Origin of the sequence: Exiguobacterium sp. SH0S1, assembly GCF_004337165.1 — a bacterium.
Taxonomy (GTDB): Bacteria; Bacillota; Bacilli; order Exiguobacteriales; family Exiguobacteriaceae; genus Exiguobacterium; species Exiguobacterium aurantiacum_A.
Window position 1 is genome coordinate 768,887 of record NZ_SJVC01000001.1, and the last position, 14,331, is coordinate 783,217.

Genomic DNA, 14,331 nt, shown 5'->3' on the forward strand with positions numbered 1-14,331 from the left:
GTCACCGCGTTGCCGCGTCCAGTATTTGTTCACAAAGGGCATGGGTCGTCAAGCTGTCCTCGGCGCGAACACAACCGTTCGGCTCCCCGTTCAACAGTTTGAGAAACGCGTCGATCATCGTCGTAAAGCCGCGCCGTGTCAAATTCGACTCCCACGGGCTCAAGGCGCGCTCGAGCATGCCGTCGGGCGTATAGTCGTAGACGCGCTCGACGTCTCGAGAGACGCGTTTTAGACCCGGTGACATCACTTCCATCACTTCTTCGGTGCAGCCGTTGTCCCGGTTCATGATGCCGACCGCCTCGACGCCGCCGGCCGTGAAATTGATCTGGAGCTGTTTGAGCGTATCCCCTTCATAACGCGTCCGAACAGACAAGTCCTCGACCGGATTGAGACCGGTCAAGTAACGGAGCGTATCGACGACGTGGACGAAGTCCTCGATGATGAACTCACGCAGCGTCGCCGGCTGATATGTACGATTCTTTTGGATCAAGACGAGGTTCGGGTTCTCGACTTCTTTGAGCGCCGCCATCGCCGTCGCAAAACGACGGTTGAAGCCAGTGACGAGTTCGACCTCGTGCTCGTCTGCGAGCCGGACGAGACGTTCGGTCTCCTCGAGCGTGAACGTGACCGGTTTATCAATGAAGACGTGGACGCCTTGCCGAAGGGCGTACTCGGCTTGTCCGGCATGCGCTGACGTCGTCGAATGGATCAACACCGCATCCATCTCACCGAGCGGGACGTCCTCAAGCGCTCTGAAGTGACCGCTGAATCGATATTGACGGACGAGTTGTTCCGCTTTCCCCTGATCCCGCGAGACAAGATAAACGTCTATCCCGTCTAGCCCGGCATAGACCGGTAAGTACGCTTTCTTGGCAACATCACCTAAACCAACAACGACTAATTTCATTTCAACATCACTCCTCTTTCGATTGACTGAACAAAACCCCAAAGCGTCGGCCCGGGGTCGATGGTTCATTTAATGGACCGCTAAAATTTCAAAACTTGTGATTGGCTTACGAATGGCGTCCGATACGATTTGATAAAGATCAGCGAGTTGCTCGTTATCGTTCAAGTCCGGCGTTCGATCAAGCTCGACTTCACACGTTCGTGTCGTCTGCTCCTTGTCTTGAAACGCATATTCAATCGTGTATAGTTGCATGAGACGTCTCCTCTCCACTATGTATACGTATGTATTACCTGTAACTGAACGATTGAAACGCTTCAAGTACACCTAGTCAAATCGTTCATGTTATATATATTCAGAAATCCTACAATTTCCAATCATAAGCCTTGTATAATCATTCAAAGATTCCTAGAATGAACAAGTATGTACCAAGTGATTAAAGGAGTTTTTTAATGAAAGCACGATTTACTTATTTAGCCTTACCGCTGGCGATGTTTCTACTGGCCGGATGTAGCACCGAAGAAGAGACGTCTCCTATCGATGATACGATTGAAGTGACCGATTCGCAAGAAGAATCGTCCGATGTGGCTGAGTCTCAAGCGGAATCCGTTGAAGTGACCGATTCACAAGAAGGACCCGCTGTCGAGACGGAAGAGGAGGAACAACAACCGACTAGCGATCGCTTCTCTGGTTATGAACGTGTCGAAGTCGACGGTGGTGATTTATCCGGACATCGCGAGGCGAATGTTGTCGTCGACGTCGGTTTCGGAGACCGTGAATATTGGGCGTTCACGAACGATCATGGGCAACTCGTGAAAGTAACAGCTGACGAGATCATCCTACAAGATGATGAGAGCGAGGACGTCACCTCGTCAGGACGCTACTACTGGGACGAGGCGAAAGTCCCCGGCGTTGAACATCAATCTTTAGATGAAGGACATGTCATCGCTGATTCACTTGGGGGCGTCTCTAACGCCTTCAATATCACCCCGCAAGACAGCACGCTCAATCGTCACGGGGACCAGGCTTATATGGAAAGTGTGATCCGTAGTGCGGGCGGGGCGACCGATTTCGAGGCCATCATCACGTATCCGGATACCGAGACGCAAATCCCGTCGAGCTATCAATACACATACACGTTGAAAGGTAATGTCATCGTCGACAAGTTTGATAATGTGAACCCGGACGAGGTCAATGCCGGCCTCGGTCTGACCGAGAGCGAACCAAAACCGGAGGCTACTCCCGCTCCCGCTGCAGAGCCGGTTGGCGACGTATCAAGCGTCGATGCGAACGGGAACGGGCAAGTGACGATCCAGGAAGCGAAAGACGCCGGCTTCAGCATGCCGATCACGAGCGACCACTGGCTCTACCCGCATATGCGGGATAATGACGGGGATGGAATGGTCGGCGAATAACACGTAACCTCCCCGCGTGAGTCAACTTTTTTAACGCCGATTTCACAGTATACGTGACGACGCTCTTTCTAGTTAAAGGAAGAGCGTTTCTTTTTGTTGAATAAGATATGCAGTCGAATGTTTCACGTTTCTCTTGAATGATGGTGAATCGGGATGGAACACAAATTTTCAAATTTTTAACCCCGCCTTATTAGGAGTTATTGCTGTCAGTACGGCATACATATAGTTTAGGAGGTTCAAATATGAAACGCTTGGTGGGTTTGCTGATCATTACGCAAACAATTTTGTTTGGCATGTTAATCTTTCAATTGAATGAATTAGCTGATTCTGTCTTACAGGCTGCATCTTACGTAGCAACACAAGAAGGATCGCTTGCATGGGGTGGAAACATCTCGCCTTGGTTTTTGTTTTTACTTCTCGGATTGACATTGCTAGGCGCCTATTTAACGTTTTCTAAAGAATAAGAAGCATTTTTGTCGTCCGAACAGAAAAAAGACCATAGACATGTGTCTACGGTCTGAAGTCGCTCTAGAAGCGTTTCTTTGTATCTACGAGCAATGACGACTTACTTACCTTCTGAAGTCGTCTCGACTGAACGTCTCGGCGGACGTTTGCCGAAGAACTGGTAGTACTGCGTCTCGATATTCCCGTTATACAGCTTGCGGCGCTTCGTCGCCGGGCGGCCGTAGGCTTTCTCGAAGTCTTCGTAACTCGTCAACATATAGACGCTATAACCCGGATATTTGGCATATTGCTGCCCGATCCGCTCGTACAGCTCGATGATCTCATCTTCCGTCTGCAACCGCTCACCGTAAGGCGGGTTGCCGATGATGATCCCGTAATCCTCGGTCGGCTTGAGCGCCGCCGCATCGGTGTGGACGAACGTGATCGCGTCACGGACGTCGGCGAGGTCGGCGTTGTCTTTGGCGAGTTTGACCATGCGCGGGTCGAGGTCGATGCCGTAAATCTTGAGCGGCTTGTCCCACTCAGCTTTTTCGTTCGCTTCATTGATTGCCTCGTACCAAGCTTTCTTCGGTACACATGGCCAATCTTGCGAACAGAATTCACGGTTTAATCCCGGTGCGATATTGCGACCGATGAGTGCGGCCTCGATCGCGAGCGTACCAGAGCCTGTGAACACATCATAGAACGGCATGTCCGGCTTCCAGTTCGTCAGTTTGATCATCGCTGCGGCCATCGTCTCTTTGAGCGGTGCCTGCGAATGGAGCTCGCGGTAGCCGCGACGATGGAGCGCGTCACCCGACGTGTCGATCGTGATCGTCGCCACGTCTTTCAAGAGCGCGACTTCAATTGGATAGATCGCACCCGTCTTCGGAAGCCATTCATCCGGTTTGTTGTAGCCGCGTTGCATCGCATCGACGATCGCTTTCTCGGTGATTTTTTGGCAGTCGCGGATCGAGAACAGTTGCGACTTGACCGAACGTCCGTCGACGGTGAAACGGGCGTCCCACGGCATCAGCTCCGTCCAAGGCAAGTCGACGACACCGTCGAATAGTTCCGTGAACGTCGTCGCCTTGAACTCGGCGACGACGAGTTTGACGCGGTCGGCCGTTCTGAGCCAAATGTTCAAACGGGGAATATCCTCCATCTCGGCGTCGATGTAGACGCGTCCATTCTCGATTTCACACGTGTAACCGAGGTCACGTACTTCTTTAGCGACGAGCGCTTCGATGCCCATCGCTGCAGTTGCGATCAGTTTTCGTTTTGCCATATGATCCCTACTTTCCTAATTCGTAATTGTTAAGCGTAAAATGGTCAAGTAAAAAGGAGCTCAAGTAAGATTGCTTGAACTCCTTGTCAATGTAAGTTGAGACTATGCTGCCCTGTAAGCCATGTTCTGTACTCCGGTGCTCGTAGCGGTTTCCCTGGCACGATGGAGTGACAATCATCTATCTGCGCCGCTTGGCGCCTTCCGTCCCGTTCGATTCCAGTCAGGAAGTTCCCCTACCATAGTTTGGGTTTCTCGCTCGTGGGGTTTACCTCGTTCCACTCTGAACGTTTCCGAACAGACTCCGTCACTGTGGCACTTTCAAGAAGCTTGCACCGTATCCGAAGACTTAGGTGCTTCTTCTGCCGTCAACTTGCGTTGCCTACACTTATCTTTTCGTGTAGCACGATCACTACAGCCATCACAGGCTGTGCGAGCATGGACTTTCCTCAAGACTTGCGTCCCGCGATTGTCCAGACTTCATAGTCACTTAATCATTGTAGCGGATATTGCCAAATATGACAACTAAGAAACCGAACTTGATTTTCATTGGCGTCAGCGCTAAAATAAGGCGTGTTCCATTGAACAAGGAGGGATTTTGATGCGTCAAGATGCAAAGAAAGGTTGGATCCAACGACTGACCTATGTGATCGAGATCGATGACATTAAAGCGCTCCACCCGAACAACGGCGTATTCGCCTTCTACCGTAAAAATCGACTCGTCCGAGGATTTGAGCCGTTTGACATTAAAGGACCGAATGAATTGTCTAAACGCGCTTATCACTTCGATCACCATAACTTGGCCCATTTACAGGAACGTTTTCCTGAATCGATTCCTTTATTCGACGCGTCGAAACAGACGCGACGCGTTTGGAGCGACGCCGTTCGCGTCGGTCTATGTGAAATCATCATCGACGGGAAGCTAAGTTTTGAACACATCGACGACAACGGCAACGTCTTAGAAGCGAATATCCGCTGGAGCGGTGAAGCTATCACAATCGATTAACGAATTAAAAACGCCCGCATCTTTCGACTCGTCTGTCGGAGATGCGGGCGTTTTTTTATATCGCTTCAGTCGTGTCCGTCGTTTCTTCGACGACAGGTAATGCCGGGGCATACTTCGTCGAGACGACTTTTTCGGAGATGTCGGTCGGTTTCAAGAGGACGGTAAGGCCTTCGGCGGTACTTTTACGGACCGGAAACGTTCCCGGTATATGCAGTGCCTCATAGACGACTTGATTGTCTTTATCGAGCACGGTGACGGTCCCTTTGCGCGTCGTCGTCAGTTCGAACGTCTGCGCATCGGCCACTTTGATCGCCACGGACGGTTTGACCGGGTTCACGTACGTGAACGAACGACTGGCTGAACGTTTAAATTTCCCGTCCGTCACGACCGCGGTTAGACGGTACTGCCCGCTCGGGAGCCAGTCCCCACCGGCGAACATGGTAAAAGCCGGATTGTTTGCGGTCAACGTCTTCACTTTGCGCGTTCCCTGATAGAGGTAATAAGACGTCTTCAAGTTCGGTTTGTTCGAAAGAGCCAGCTTCGCCTCCGTCACATAACGGTTCCGTAGCGTCGCTGGTGACGTGATTGTGACCGGACGCGGCGTCGCGTCAAGCAACCGCTTCGTGTTCAGTTCGGTGTACGTCTTCCCGCTGACGCGAGGCATTTTTTGAAGCAGTCCCTCGATCTCAGCCGGTGTCAAATACGGATTGACCGACTTGACGAGCGCAAGCCCAGACGAGACCATCGGCGCCGCCATCGATGTCCCATCCATGTAGATAAAACTGTTCTTGACGCCGAGCGATAAAATGTTCACGCCCGGTGCGACGATTTTCACTTGGCTATCCATGTTGCTAAACGAGGCGACACGGCGATTCGCATCGACCGCTCCGACGGCGATGACTTCTTTCATATTGGCGGGGAAAGAAGTCTTCGCGCCGTCATTTCCAGACGAGGCGACGATGACGACACCTTTCGCCCGGGCCCGGCGGATCGAGTCGGCGAGCACTTTATCGTAATCCTGTCCCCCGAGTGACAAATTGATGATGTTCGCACCTTTGGCAACGGCCGTGTCGACGGCTTTGGCGACCGTCCACGAATCCGTGAACTCTGAGTTCTTCCCGTAGAAGACGTTATAGAAATGATAGCGGACGTTCGGTGCGAGACCGGCCATCCCAAATTTATTGTGCAGTCCCGACATGATTCCGGCCGTGTGCGTGCCGTGATAGTCGACACTGTATGGCCCTTTAATCGAATTGACGACTCGTGGTACGTTATAGAGCTCTTTATGGCTCCGGTCTGCAGATGAATCGATCAAGGCGACGACAATGTCTGACGCCCCACGGGTCGTGTTCCACGCTAAATCGGTACCGGTCTGCTTGATGTAATATTGGTTACCGACCCGCGGCTCTGTCACAACGTACCCATGCTTCTCTAACAACACCGGCTTAGACGCCCCGGCAGTCGAAGGCACGAGTAACGTCAAAGCCGTCAGTAGAAGAATTTTTTTCATCGCCTTACGCTCCATTCCAAACTTCCTAAGATTTACCCATTATCTCAAATTTCACGACGGATTTCCCTTTTTTCTTAAAAAAAGGTTGTGACATTTTTCTGACGGTTTACCAGTAGTCCGGCTCATCAGGATGTTCCATCTCAAAATCGATAATTTTACCGATCGTCAAGTACGTATAATACCGGGCCAACTCCGTCCGGTAAGGGTCCGGTGTAAAACCTTCTAAATCTTCACCGAGCGGCGAACCGTCAATCGTTTCGAACTGTTGACAGAAGAATGACTCCGTCTCTTTATTCCAGACGATATTGTCACCGATATAGCCACTTCCAAAGCGGATATAGTCGATGATCGAAGGGACGATCACTTCAGCCGGGAGCCGTTCACTCATCCGTCCGACCAATTCATAGCGATCCCGGTCCGCATAATCAGCTTGTTCAAGCGACGTACATTTCAACACTTCTTTATTGATCTCGATCAACACGACATAATCCCCAGACTCAATCGACAGCTTCATCTCTTCACCTCATCTCAATCTCCACTGATCCGTCTATGTTAACAACTATTCGGAATAAAATGCCGAAATCCTGTATACCTGTACAAATTTTCCAACGGCTCGATTCGCACAACATGATGAAATCTGTTTTTGTTATACTAAGGATATGAATCAAGAGAGGAAGTGCACTATGGCCAAACGCCCTTTGACCCCTCGTGAAAGCGAATTGATCGCCACCGCCCTGTTTGTCGTCGGTAGCGTCCCTTACGCCGGACATATCGACCGGCTCGAATCGCTGACACTTCGCGACATCGCAGACGACTACTTGTCCGGAAAACGTCCTGCCGCGGACGCCGTCGAGGCGCTCGACCAGTACATTTTCGTACGCCGCCATCGCTTTAAAAATGTTACGCCTCATAACCTATGGACGCTCGACGACCGGACCGAGCAGGAAGCGCTCCGTTATATCGTCAGACGTCCGGAATTGAAGAAAGGTGAGACGTTAAACAAGCAAAACTCGCCGTTCACGATCGGACAAGATGTCGAATTCAAAGTCGACAAACAACTCGACCGCGGGCAATTCCGCATCTATATCGGGAAATTGAACGGGTACACGATCAAAGCCCAGTCGAAAGAAAAAGACAAGCTTAAATCCGTCAAAGGCTGGATCACCCATCTCGACCGCAAAGACCGGCTCGTTTTCGTCAATATTTCCGAGTTCGGGCGCGAACCGATTGACGCCGACATGTTGGTCCAGTTCGAGGCGATGAGCGCGGGACTGCTCGGCTGGTTCGATACGGCCACCCTGCCGACCGAAGACGAAGCGAAGACGGCCAAACAAATGATCGCCACGCTACAACGACGCGACCAGCCGTATTGGTTCACACTGACCCAAGCGTTGAACCATCCTCGACCTGAACATGTGAAACGCTGGAATACGGTCGTCAACTTGCTCGTCAAAGCAAGCGCCGGTGACGCGGCCGCCGTCGAGACGCTCGAAGTCAAAGAAGACAAATACTTTAAAGACGCCTTTTTACGGGCGCTGCGATCACTTCACGCCGAGTTGACGAAACCGACGTGACCGTGTCTTGACAGGTGGCTTCGGATTACCCGAGGCCACCTGTTTTCACCGTGGTCGCCATATGGAAAGGAAGAGGGATATGCACGTATTGATCGTAGAAGACGACCCGGCCATCTTGCGCCTCATTGAAGGGACGCTGCGGCAGGCCGGACATCACGTGTCGGTCGCCATGGACGGACACGTGGCCGAGCAATTGTTTTTATCGAACCCGGCCGACGCCGCCGTCATCGACATCATGTTGCCCGGGATGGACGGGCGACAGTTGTGTCATCGCTTGAAGGAGCTCGTGGACATCCCCGTCATTTTGCTGACGGCGCTCGGGGAATGGGAAGACAAACGGAGCGGGTTCGAGCATGGCGCCGATGACTACATGACAAAACCGTTCATTCCGGAAGAACTATTATTCCGGCTTCAAGCCGTGGCGAAACGGTATGAAAAAGTCGCCGCCTCATTGATCAAGGCCGGGCCGCTCACGTTAAATCTCCGGGAATATCGCCTCACCTTCAATCAAGAGACGATTCACCTGCCAAAACGCGAATTTGAGCTGTTGTACCAGCTCGCTGCCTTTCCGGGACGCGTGTTCAGTCGCGACGAGCTGATCGAGAACGTGTGGGGGTTAGAGTTTGACGGCGACGACCGGACGATCGACGTCCACATCAAACGGCTCCGTAGCCGCCTACCTGATGAGACGGTCATGATCCGAACCGTCCGGGGCATCGGCTACACGCTCGAGGTGAGGCCATGAGATCGCTCTATTCGCGAATCGTCGTGACCGTGTTCATGATTTTACTCTTGTCGGGTGCCATCGCCCTGCTCGTCAGTAACGTCGCCTATTACACGTGGTGGCAGCCATCGTATAGCGCGAAGACTGAACAGATGGCAAGTTCCGCGCGCGGCTACTTTGACAATCATACCGATCAGGACGAGACCGCATTTTATTCGTTGCTCGCTCAAAGCGGCTACCAACTGTTCGTCGTCAAACCTGACGATCGCATCATGCGTTACGGTGGAACGTTCCGAGACGAGACGATCGATGACGAAACGATCGATGCGGTCCGCTCGGGCATCGCCTATGAAGGGATGCGCGATTACCCGTTCCACTTGTTTTTGCTCGGTCTGTTCGATAACGAGGTCATCAATACGTACGGCTTCAACGTCGCAGGGGCTGACGGGGATGATGCCGTCTTCCTACGTCCGGACTTGAGTGCCCAAATTCGTGAGCTTCATCTGTTCGTCGGACTATTTTTCGCCGTTCTGACCGCTTCGGCTTTCATCTTGATCGCCTTGGCGACCACGCTGCTCGTCCGGCCGCTTAAGATCCTCACGGCTGCGACGAGCTCTGTCGCCTCCGGAGAGCGCCCGAGCTCGCTCCCGCTCAATCGTCATGATGAGATCGGTACGCTCGCACGTCGTTTCGCCCTCATGGTCGATTCACTCGAAAAGTCAGAAGGTGAACGGCGACGGTTCGTCTCGAACGTATCGCACGAATTTCAATCACCGCTCACTTCGCTCACAGGCTACGCGAGTATTCTGGCCGATCAGTCGACAGGCGAGGCGAAAGAATATGCGACGATCATCCGGAATGAGACGGAACGTCTGTCAGGGTTGACCAAACAGCTGTTGATGCTCGCCCGTCTAGATGAGGCCAACGTGTCTCTCCAGACCGAGGTCTCGATTAGCCGCTCCATCGAAGACGTGATTCGCATGCACGCGTTCGAACTCGATCAAAAAGGAGTCGCCGTCACGACGGATCTCGATGCGTCGCTCGTCGTCACGGGCGACCCCGTCTTGTTGTCGCAAGTTTGGTCCAACTTGTTGTCCAATGCGATTCATGCCTCACATGAGGGCGGGATGATCACGATCCGGGCCTACGAGGAGACACGTCCGACCGTCTCGATCCAAGACGAAGGTGTCGGTATGGACGATGCGACAAAGGCTCGCTTGTTCGAACGCTTCTATAAAGCCGATCTGTCCCGGACGAGTCGCGGCACCGGACTCGGGCTCGCGATCGCGAATGACATCGTCCGCTTGCACGGCGGGGAGCTCCTCGTCACTTCAGAGCTCGGGCGTGGCAGCGTCTTTATCGTTCGATTGTAGGTTTGTTCATATTCCGTTCATGTTCGTCAGCTATGCTTCCTTCATCGACATGAAGGAGGTTTTTTTATGGAGTTAGGACTGAAAGAAATGTGGCGTCAAAAACGGAGGTTCTCGCTCATTTTTGTGATCACGCTGCTCATCGTCTTGTTGACGACGCTGATCACCGGACTCGCCGATGGGCTCGCTTATGATAACGGTGCGACCGTACGTGAACTTGATACAGACACGTTTCACTTGTCCGCTGACGCGGAAGGTCAATTGACGCGATCGTTCATCGAACAAGCGCCAACGGACGGTTTGACACCCCTTGCAGTCAAACCGCTCACGTTCGTGAACGAGACGAAAGTCGATGCGACCGTTTTCGCCTTGCCGGCCGATTCGTCGATTGGACCGTCACTCGACCTCGAAGTCGGGGAAGTGCTCGTCGACCCGAGTTTTCTTGAGACATTTGTCGTTGGAGATACGGTCGAAGATTTCACGAGTGGGTATCGCTTCACCATCGCCGGCGTGACGGATGGACGGTTCAGCCACGCCCCGGTCGTCTGGACGACGATGGAGACATGGGCCGCCTATCAACAGGCGGCCGGTGGTCCGACTTACGTATCTGCTTTACTTGGAGAAGGCGACACGTCCCTCTCCGCGTACACGAAACAAGAAATCATCGAGTCCGTTCCTGGCTATTCGGCCGAACAAGGCACGTTCGATATGATGCGCGGTTTTCTATTAGTAATCGGCGCATTCATCTTGACAGCATTCTTCTATATGGTGACGCTACAAAAGTTGCCAGAGCTCGGGATTTTAAAAGCAATCGGTATTCGGACACGTTCGATCGGCACAGCGCTCGTCAGCCAAGTGTTCGTCACCGTCGTCTTCGCGAGCGGCGTCGCGTCACTGATCACATGGCTGTCGACACGTATCGTCCCAGAAGCGATTCCATTTCAATTTGAGCTTGCGAACGTGATGCTCTTTAGCGCACTCTTCGTCCTCATCTCGCTCCTTGGGACGATCTTGCCACTACAAACACTACGCCGGCTCGACGCAGCTGACGCCTTAGGAGGTCGAATGACATGAAACTGACTGGCATTTATCACGCATATGAACAACCGATTTTGTCTGGGATCGACTTGACCGTCTCTCCCGGTGAGTGCATCGGGATCGTCGGACCGAGCGGTAGCGGGAAGAGTACGCTCCTGCAAATTCTCGGGTTATTGAAACAGCCGGATGCCGGGACACTCTATCTCGATACGGTCGATGTATTTACACTCGACGAAGAAGCGAGACGGAAGTTACGCCTCAATGAGATCGGGTTCGTCTTTCAAGACGCCCACCTCGTCCCGTATTTGACGGTCATTGAACAACTTGCACTCATTCAGGCGGAAAGTGACACAGACGGCGACGCGAAACAGCTGTTGACAGATTTCGGACTCGGCCATCGATTGAACGAGTTGCCGAATCGCCTCTCCGGCGGCGAACGGCAACGGGTCGCTGTGGCCCGCGCGCTCATCAATGACCCAAAACTCCTGTTGGCTGATGAACCAACAGCAAGTCTCGATTATACGAATGGCCGCCTCGTTATGGAGCGTCTCGCCGCAGCGGCGCATGAACGGAACAAACGAGTGATCGTCATCACCCACGATGAGCGCATGCTTGATGTGTGCGACCGAGTTCTCCGTTTACGAGACGGTCAGCTCGAAACGCTGTAACATGTATGTCGCATGCTTGCACACTACTCGCTTAATCGGGGGCGCTAGCATCGGGACACCCCGCTTCTGATTGAGGAGACTATAGAACTTTAACTGATTATGAGAAGAGGAGCGCCGACCCGGAGGGGATGACGCTCCTCTTCTTTCAGTATCTATGGCAGCGTGTTGAAGTTTTCATCAACCGACCCGATGCCTTTCCGGATGACGGATGAGGTCGAGATGATAGGACAACCAGGCGCTGAACGTGATATGAACGGATAACGTCCGCATCACATCGATGTCAATCTGTTGAATCTTCAGAAGCCTCTCTTCGATATGGTGTGAGACGAGGAAGACGTCGGATAACGCCAGGAGCGCCCGCATCGCCTCATCTGGTTTGACGCCCGCGGTTATCGCGAGCGTATGTAGCGACAGATGAATGCTGCGAGTTGTCCCGGTCAAGTAACATTCGATCAACGCATCGAGTACAGGCGACAAATGTGTGGTCTCGTGCGTCCCCCGCTGATAGATGCTGATCCCCTCTTCGGTCACGTAATCCGTCCGCCCCATTAAACAAGCTTGAATCATCCGATACATCGCTTCACGCGTCACGTTCATCCGCCTCCTTCTTTTCTGCCGTTTCAGCATAATGTCAAACGACTCACGGGGCAAATATCCTTGTTCACACTTCCATAGACAATTCGGTCACATATGCTCGGACATTAGTAACTCGAACGTGAACGAAACGATTCGTTTCGGGTACAATAATGGAGAAGGGAGCGGTTTTATATGCAGAAAAAATGGAAGTACGGTCTCGCGACTTTGTTCACAGGCTATTACGCCGTCAGTTATTACGCGTTCAAGCGGATGACTCGCGGAAAACGTAAGACGCCCGAGATGCTCTTAGCACCCTATACGAAAGAAGATCAATCCTTTTATCACGACGTGCCGTTCGAGCACGTCTCCCTCCGTTCCCGTGACGGCTACCGTCTGTATGGCCGGGTCTATCGGAACAATAATCATAAAAAGTGGATTGTTTTTGTCCACGGTTATACGGCCTCCCACAGCTTTATGGCACCGCACTTGGCGATGTTCCACCGGCTCGGCTATAACTTGCTTGCGGTCGACTTGCGCTCACACGGAGAGTCGGAAGGGGTGTACGCCTCGTACGGATACCACGAGAAACATGACATCGTCGACTGGGTCGAGTGGTTACGCGACCATGAGACGGTCGATCAAGTCGGGCTCCACGGCGTATCGATGGGCGCCGCGACGATTCTTCAGGCCGGGCCGCTCACTGATGTGGATTTTTTGATCGCCGAGTGCCCGTTCGATGACATGAGGCAACTCATGCGTCACCAATTGAACGTGCTACATCGCTTACCGGGGGACTTGTTGTTGCCCGGCATCAATTACTTCTTGTGGAGTCGGGCCCGGTTCACGATGCGGCAAGTCCGACCGAAAGTAGCGCTCGCATCAATCACTGCACCGGTGCTGTTCATCCATGGCACGAAAGACGACTTTGTCCCGACCTGGATGTCCGTCGAGATGAACGCACTCAACCGCCAGAACGCGCTCGCACTCATTCACGGCGCCGAGCATACGAATTGTATCTTAAAAGACCAACCTGCCTACGAGAACGCTGTCAGTCAGTTTTTGCGTCGGTGACGTGAATCGGCCCGGCGATCAAGTCGAGCAACGTATGGATGAGGATCAACGGCCACAGCATTCCCATCGCCAAATATAAATAGCCGAACAGGAAACCGACAAGGCCCGTCGTGACAACCCCTTTCGGACCCTGGTACGCATGGGCCAGACCGAACAGCCCGCCCCCGATGATGGCGAGCGTCGCATCCGGGACGTTCGTGTATAAAGAAATCGTATACAAGAGGACGCCGCGGAATATGAACTCTTCGGTCGCCCCGGCCGTGAACGATACTGCGCCCCACGCTCTCGCTTCGTCGGTCGTGCGCGGAAGGAGCAATCGTTCAATCTCAAGCCCGTAAAACGGCCGAAGCTTTGTCCGTAACGCGGCCGACGTCTTGACGAGCAAATAGAACGCGATGAGACCTGAGATGACTATGGTCGAAAAGAAGAAATACTGCCAGGCGCGCCCGTCCCCATCCGGCGGCGCGAACCCGAGACCGACCGCTTCCGGCGGGACTTGGAACAAGAAGACGAGCGCTAGTAAGAGCAGGCTCAGCCCCCATGCCGACTTGATCGTCTCTTCATAGACACGGGTTCTCCCGAGCGCCTCGATCATCGGCTTCACGAGCCGGGCGTTGAATAGTTGTACGATCAATAAATACGCAAGAATAATCGTAAAGACGACCTGTTCAAGCATCTATATCCTCTCCTGTCCTTCCTGTTAGCTATATGCTACACTATTCGGGTATTGTCTAGAAAGCTAGGAG

Annotated in this window: 16 protein-coding genes and 1 other RNA gene; 9 read left to right on the forward strand and 8 right to left on the reverse strand. The window is 52.8% G+C overall.

Annotated elements, in window-relative coordinates:
* Nucleotide 1: 1 nt before the first annotated feature.
* Nucleotides 2–907 (reverse strand): Gfo/Idh/MocA family protein, encoded by a 906-nt coding sequence (locus EVJ20_RS03895; protein WP_131489713.1) that lies wholly within the window; start codon nucleotides 905–907, stop codon nucleotides 2–4.
* A 69-nt stretch (nucleotides 908–976) separates the two neighbouring features.
* Nucleotides 977–1,159: a hypothetical protein gene (locus tag EVJ20_RS03900; protein ID WP_016509062.1), complete on the reverse strand. Its 183-nt coding sequence runs from the start codon at nucleotides 1,157–1,159 to the stop codon at nucleotides 977–979.
* A 197-nt stretch (nucleotides 1,160–1,356) separates the two neighbouring features.
* Between EVJ20_RS03900 and EVJ20_RS03905 the strand changes: the two genes are divergently transcribed.
* Both EVJ20_RS03905 and EVJ20_RS03910 read left to right on the forward strand, forming a co-directional pair.
* Entirely contained in the window at nucleotides 1,357–2,319 is a 963-nt protein-coding gene (locus EVJ20_RS03905) for a DNA/RNA non-specific endonuclease (protein WP_131489712.1), read from the forward strand.
* Nucleotides 2,320–2,561: 242 nt separating this feature from the next.
* Nucleotides 2,562–2,783, forward strand: coding sequence for a hypothetical protein (locus tag EVJ20_RS03910; protein WP_131458076.1), 222 nt, complete (start codon nucleotides 2,562–2,564; stop codon nucleotides 2,781–2,783).
* 101 nt (nucleotides 2,784–2,884) lie between these two features.
* Here EVJ20_RS03910 and EVJ20_RS03915 read toward each other — a convergent pair whose 3' ends face one another.
* A complete protein-coding gene (locus EVJ20_RS03915) occupies nucleotides 2,885–4,051 on the reverse strand; it encodes a THUMP domain-containing class I SAM-dependent RNA methyltransferase (RefSeq protein WP_131504737.1) in 1,167 nt (388 codons plus the stop codon).
* Nucleotides 4,052–4,161: 110 nt separating this feature from the next.
* Nucleotides 4,162–4,529, reverse strand: an RNA gene (gene rnpB / locus EVJ20_RS03920) — RNase P RNA component class B.
* Between the two features lie 120 nt (nucleotides 4,530–4,649).
* Here rnpB and EVJ20_RS03925 point away from each other — a divergent pair.
* Entirely contained in the window at nucleotides 4,650–5,054 is a 405-nt protein-coding gene (locus EVJ20_RS03925; RefSeq protein WP_070327210.1) for a hypothetical protein, read from the forward strand.
* A 55-nt stretch (nucleotides 5,055–5,109) separates the two neighbouring features.
* Here EVJ20_RS03925 and EVJ20_RS03930 read toward each other — a convergent pair whose 3' ends face one another.
* Both EVJ20_RS03930 and EVJ20_RS03935 read right to left on the reverse strand, forming a co-directional pair.
* Complete coding sequence (locus EVJ20_RS03930) at nucleotides 5,110–6,564, reverse strand: S8 family peptidase (RefSeq protein WP_236633378.1); 1,455 nt, start codon at nucleotides 6,562–6,564, stop codon at nucleotides 5,110–5,112.
* Nucleotides 6,565–6,670: 106 nt separating this feature from the next.
* Nucleotides 6,671–7,078, reverse strand: coding sequence for a hypothetical protein (locus EVJ20_RS03935; RefSeq protein ID WP_131440802.1), 408 nt, complete (start codon nucleotides 7,076–7,078; stop codon nucleotides 6,671–6,673).
* A 169-nt stretch (nucleotides 7,079–7,247) separates the two neighbouring features.
* Between EVJ20_RS03935 and EVJ20_RS03940 the strand changes: the two genes are divergently transcribed.
* From EVJ20_RS03940 to EVJ20_RS03960, 5 genes are all read left to right on the forward strand, one after another.
* On the forward strand, nucleotides 7,248–8,138 hold the full coding sequence (locus EVJ20_RS03940) for a hypothetical protein (protein WP_131489710.1): 891 nt from the start codon (nucleotides 7,248–7,250) through the stop codon (nucleotides 8,136–8,138).
* A 79-nt stretch (nucleotides 8,139–8,217) separates the two neighbouring features.
* Nucleotides 8,218–8,883 (forward strand): response regulator transcription factor, encoded by a 666-nt coding sequence (locus EVJ20_RS03945; protein ID WP_131507129.1) that lies wholly within the window; start codon nucleotides 8,218–8,220, stop codon nucleotides 8,881–8,883.
* Complete coding sequence (locus EVJ20_RS03950) at nucleotides 8,880–10,235, forward strand: sensor histidine kinase (protein ID WP_131507131.1); 1,356 nt, start codon at nucleotides 8,880–8,882, stop codon at nucleotides 10,233–10,235. Before EVJ20_RS03945 ends, EVJ20_RS03950 begins: the two co-directional genes overlap by 4 nt.
* Before the next feature lie 66 nt (nucleotides 10,236–10,301).
* On the forward strand, nucleotides 10,302–11,306 hold the full coding sequence (locus EVJ20_RS03955) for an ABC transporter permease (RefSeq protein ID WP_131463560.1): 1,005 nt from the start codon (nucleotides 10,302–10,304) through the stop codon (nucleotides 11,304–11,306).
* Complete coding sequence (locus EVJ20_RS03960; protein WP_131463562.1) at nucleotides 11,303–11,938, forward strand: ABC transporter ATP-binding protein; 636 nt, start codon at nucleotides 11,303–11,305, stop codon at nucleotides 11,936–11,938. Before EVJ20_RS03955 ends, EVJ20_RS03960 begins: the two co-directional genes overlap by 4 nt.
* A gap of 177 nt (nucleotides 11,939–12,115) precedes the next feature.
* Here the strand turns inward: EVJ20_RS03960 and EVJ20_RS03965 are convergent, their stop codons facing one another.
* Entirely contained in the window at nucleotides 12,116–12,535 is a 420-nt protein-coding gene (locus EVJ20_RS03965) for a hypothetical protein (protein ID WP_131463564.1), read from the reverse strand.
* A 171-nt stretch (nucleotides 12,536–12,706) separates the two neighbouring features.
* Here EVJ20_RS03965 and EVJ20_RS03970 point away from each other — a divergent pair, with 171 nt between their 5' ends.
* Nucleotides 12,707–13,585 carry an alpha/beta hydrolase gene (locus tag EVJ20_RS03970; protein ID WP_070327201.1) on the forward strand — a complete coding sequence of 293 codons (879 nt, stop codon included), beginning with the start codon at nucleotides 12,707–12,709 and terminating at the stop codon, nucleotides 13,583–13,585.
* Here the strand turns inward: EVJ20_RS03970 and EVJ20_RS03975 are convergent.
* Entirely contained in the window at nucleotides 13,563–14,261 is a 699-nt protein-coding gene (locus EVJ20_RS03975; RefSeq protein WP_131489706.1) for a CPBP family intramembrane glutamic endopeptidase, read from the reverse strand. The genes EVJ20_RS03970 and EVJ20_RS03975 overlap by 23 nt on opposite strands.
* Nucleotides 14,262–14,331 lie beyond the last annotated feature (70 nt).

What these genes read in the sequence shown, in the direction of transcription:
- EVJ20_RS03895 (WP_131489713.1), bottom strand. Translation starts at nt 907, where the DNA reads ATGAAATTAGTCGTTGTTGGTTTAGGTGATGTTGCCAAGAAAGCGTAC.
- EVJ20_RS03900 (WP_016509062.1), bottom strand. Translation starts at nt 1,159, where the DNA reads ATGCAACTATACACGATTGAATATGCGTTTCAAGACAAGGAGCAGACG.
- EVJ20_RS03905 (WP_131489712.1), top strand. Translation starts at nt 1,357, where the DNA reads ATGAAAGCACGATTTACTTATTTAGCCTTACCGCTGGCGATGTTTCTA.
- EVJ20_RS03910 (WP_131458076.1), top strand. Translation starts at nt 2,562, where the DNA reads ATGAAACGCTTGGTGGGTTTGCTGATCATTACGCAAACAATTTTGTTT.
- EVJ20_RS03915 (WP_131504737.1), bottom strand. Translation starts at nt 4,051, where the DNA reads ATGGCAAAACGAAAACTGATCGCAACTGCAGCGATGGGCATCGAAGCG.
- EVJ20_RS03925 (WP_070327210.1), top strand. Translation starts at nt 4,650, where the DNA reads ATGCGTCAAGATGCAAAGAAAGGTTGGATCCAACGACTGACCTATGTG.
- EVJ20_RS03930 (WP_236633378.1), bottom strand. Translation starts at nt 6,564, where the DNA reads ATGAAAAAAATTCTTCTACTGACGGCTTTGACGTTACTCGTGCCTTCG.
- EVJ20_RS03935 (WP_131440802.1), bottom strand. Translation starts at nt 7,078, where the DNA reads ATGAAGCTGTCGATTGAGTCTGGGGATTATGTCGTGTTGATCGAGATC.
- EVJ20_RS03940 (WP_131489710.1), top strand. Translation starts at nt 7,248, where the DNA reads ATGGCCAAACGCCCTTTGACCCCTCGTGAAAGCGAATTGATCGCCACC.
- EVJ20_RS03945 (WP_131507129.1), top strand. Translation starts at nt 8,218, where the DNA reads ATGCACGTATTGATCGTAGAAGACGACCCGGCCATCTTGCGCCTCATT.
- EVJ20_RS03950 (WP_131507131.1), top strand. Translation starts at nt 8,880, where the DNA reads ATGAGATCGCTCTATTCGCGAATCGTCGTGACCGTGTTCATGATTTTA.
- EVJ20_RS03955 (WP_131463560.1), top strand. Translation starts at nt 10,302, where the DNA reads ATGGAGTTAGGACTGAAAGAAATGTGGCGTCAAAAACGGAGGTTCTCG.
- EVJ20_RS03960 (WP_131463562.1), top strand. Translation starts at nt 11,303, where the DNA reads ATGAAACTGACTGGCATTTATCACGCATATGAACAACCGATTTTGTCT.
- EVJ20_RS03965 (WP_131463564.1), bottom strand. Translation starts at nt 12,535, where the DNA reads ATGAACGTGACGCGTGAAGCGATGTATCGGATGATTCAAGCTTGTTTA.
- EVJ20_RS03970 (WP_070327201.1), top strand. Translation starts at nt 12,707, where the DNA reads ATGCAGAAAAAATGGAAGTACGGTCTCGCGACTTTGTTCACAGGCTAT.
- EVJ20_RS03975 (WP_131489706.1), bottom strand. Translation starts at nt 14,261, where the DNA reads ATGCTTGAACAGGTCGTCTTTACGATTATTCTTGCGTATTTATTGATC.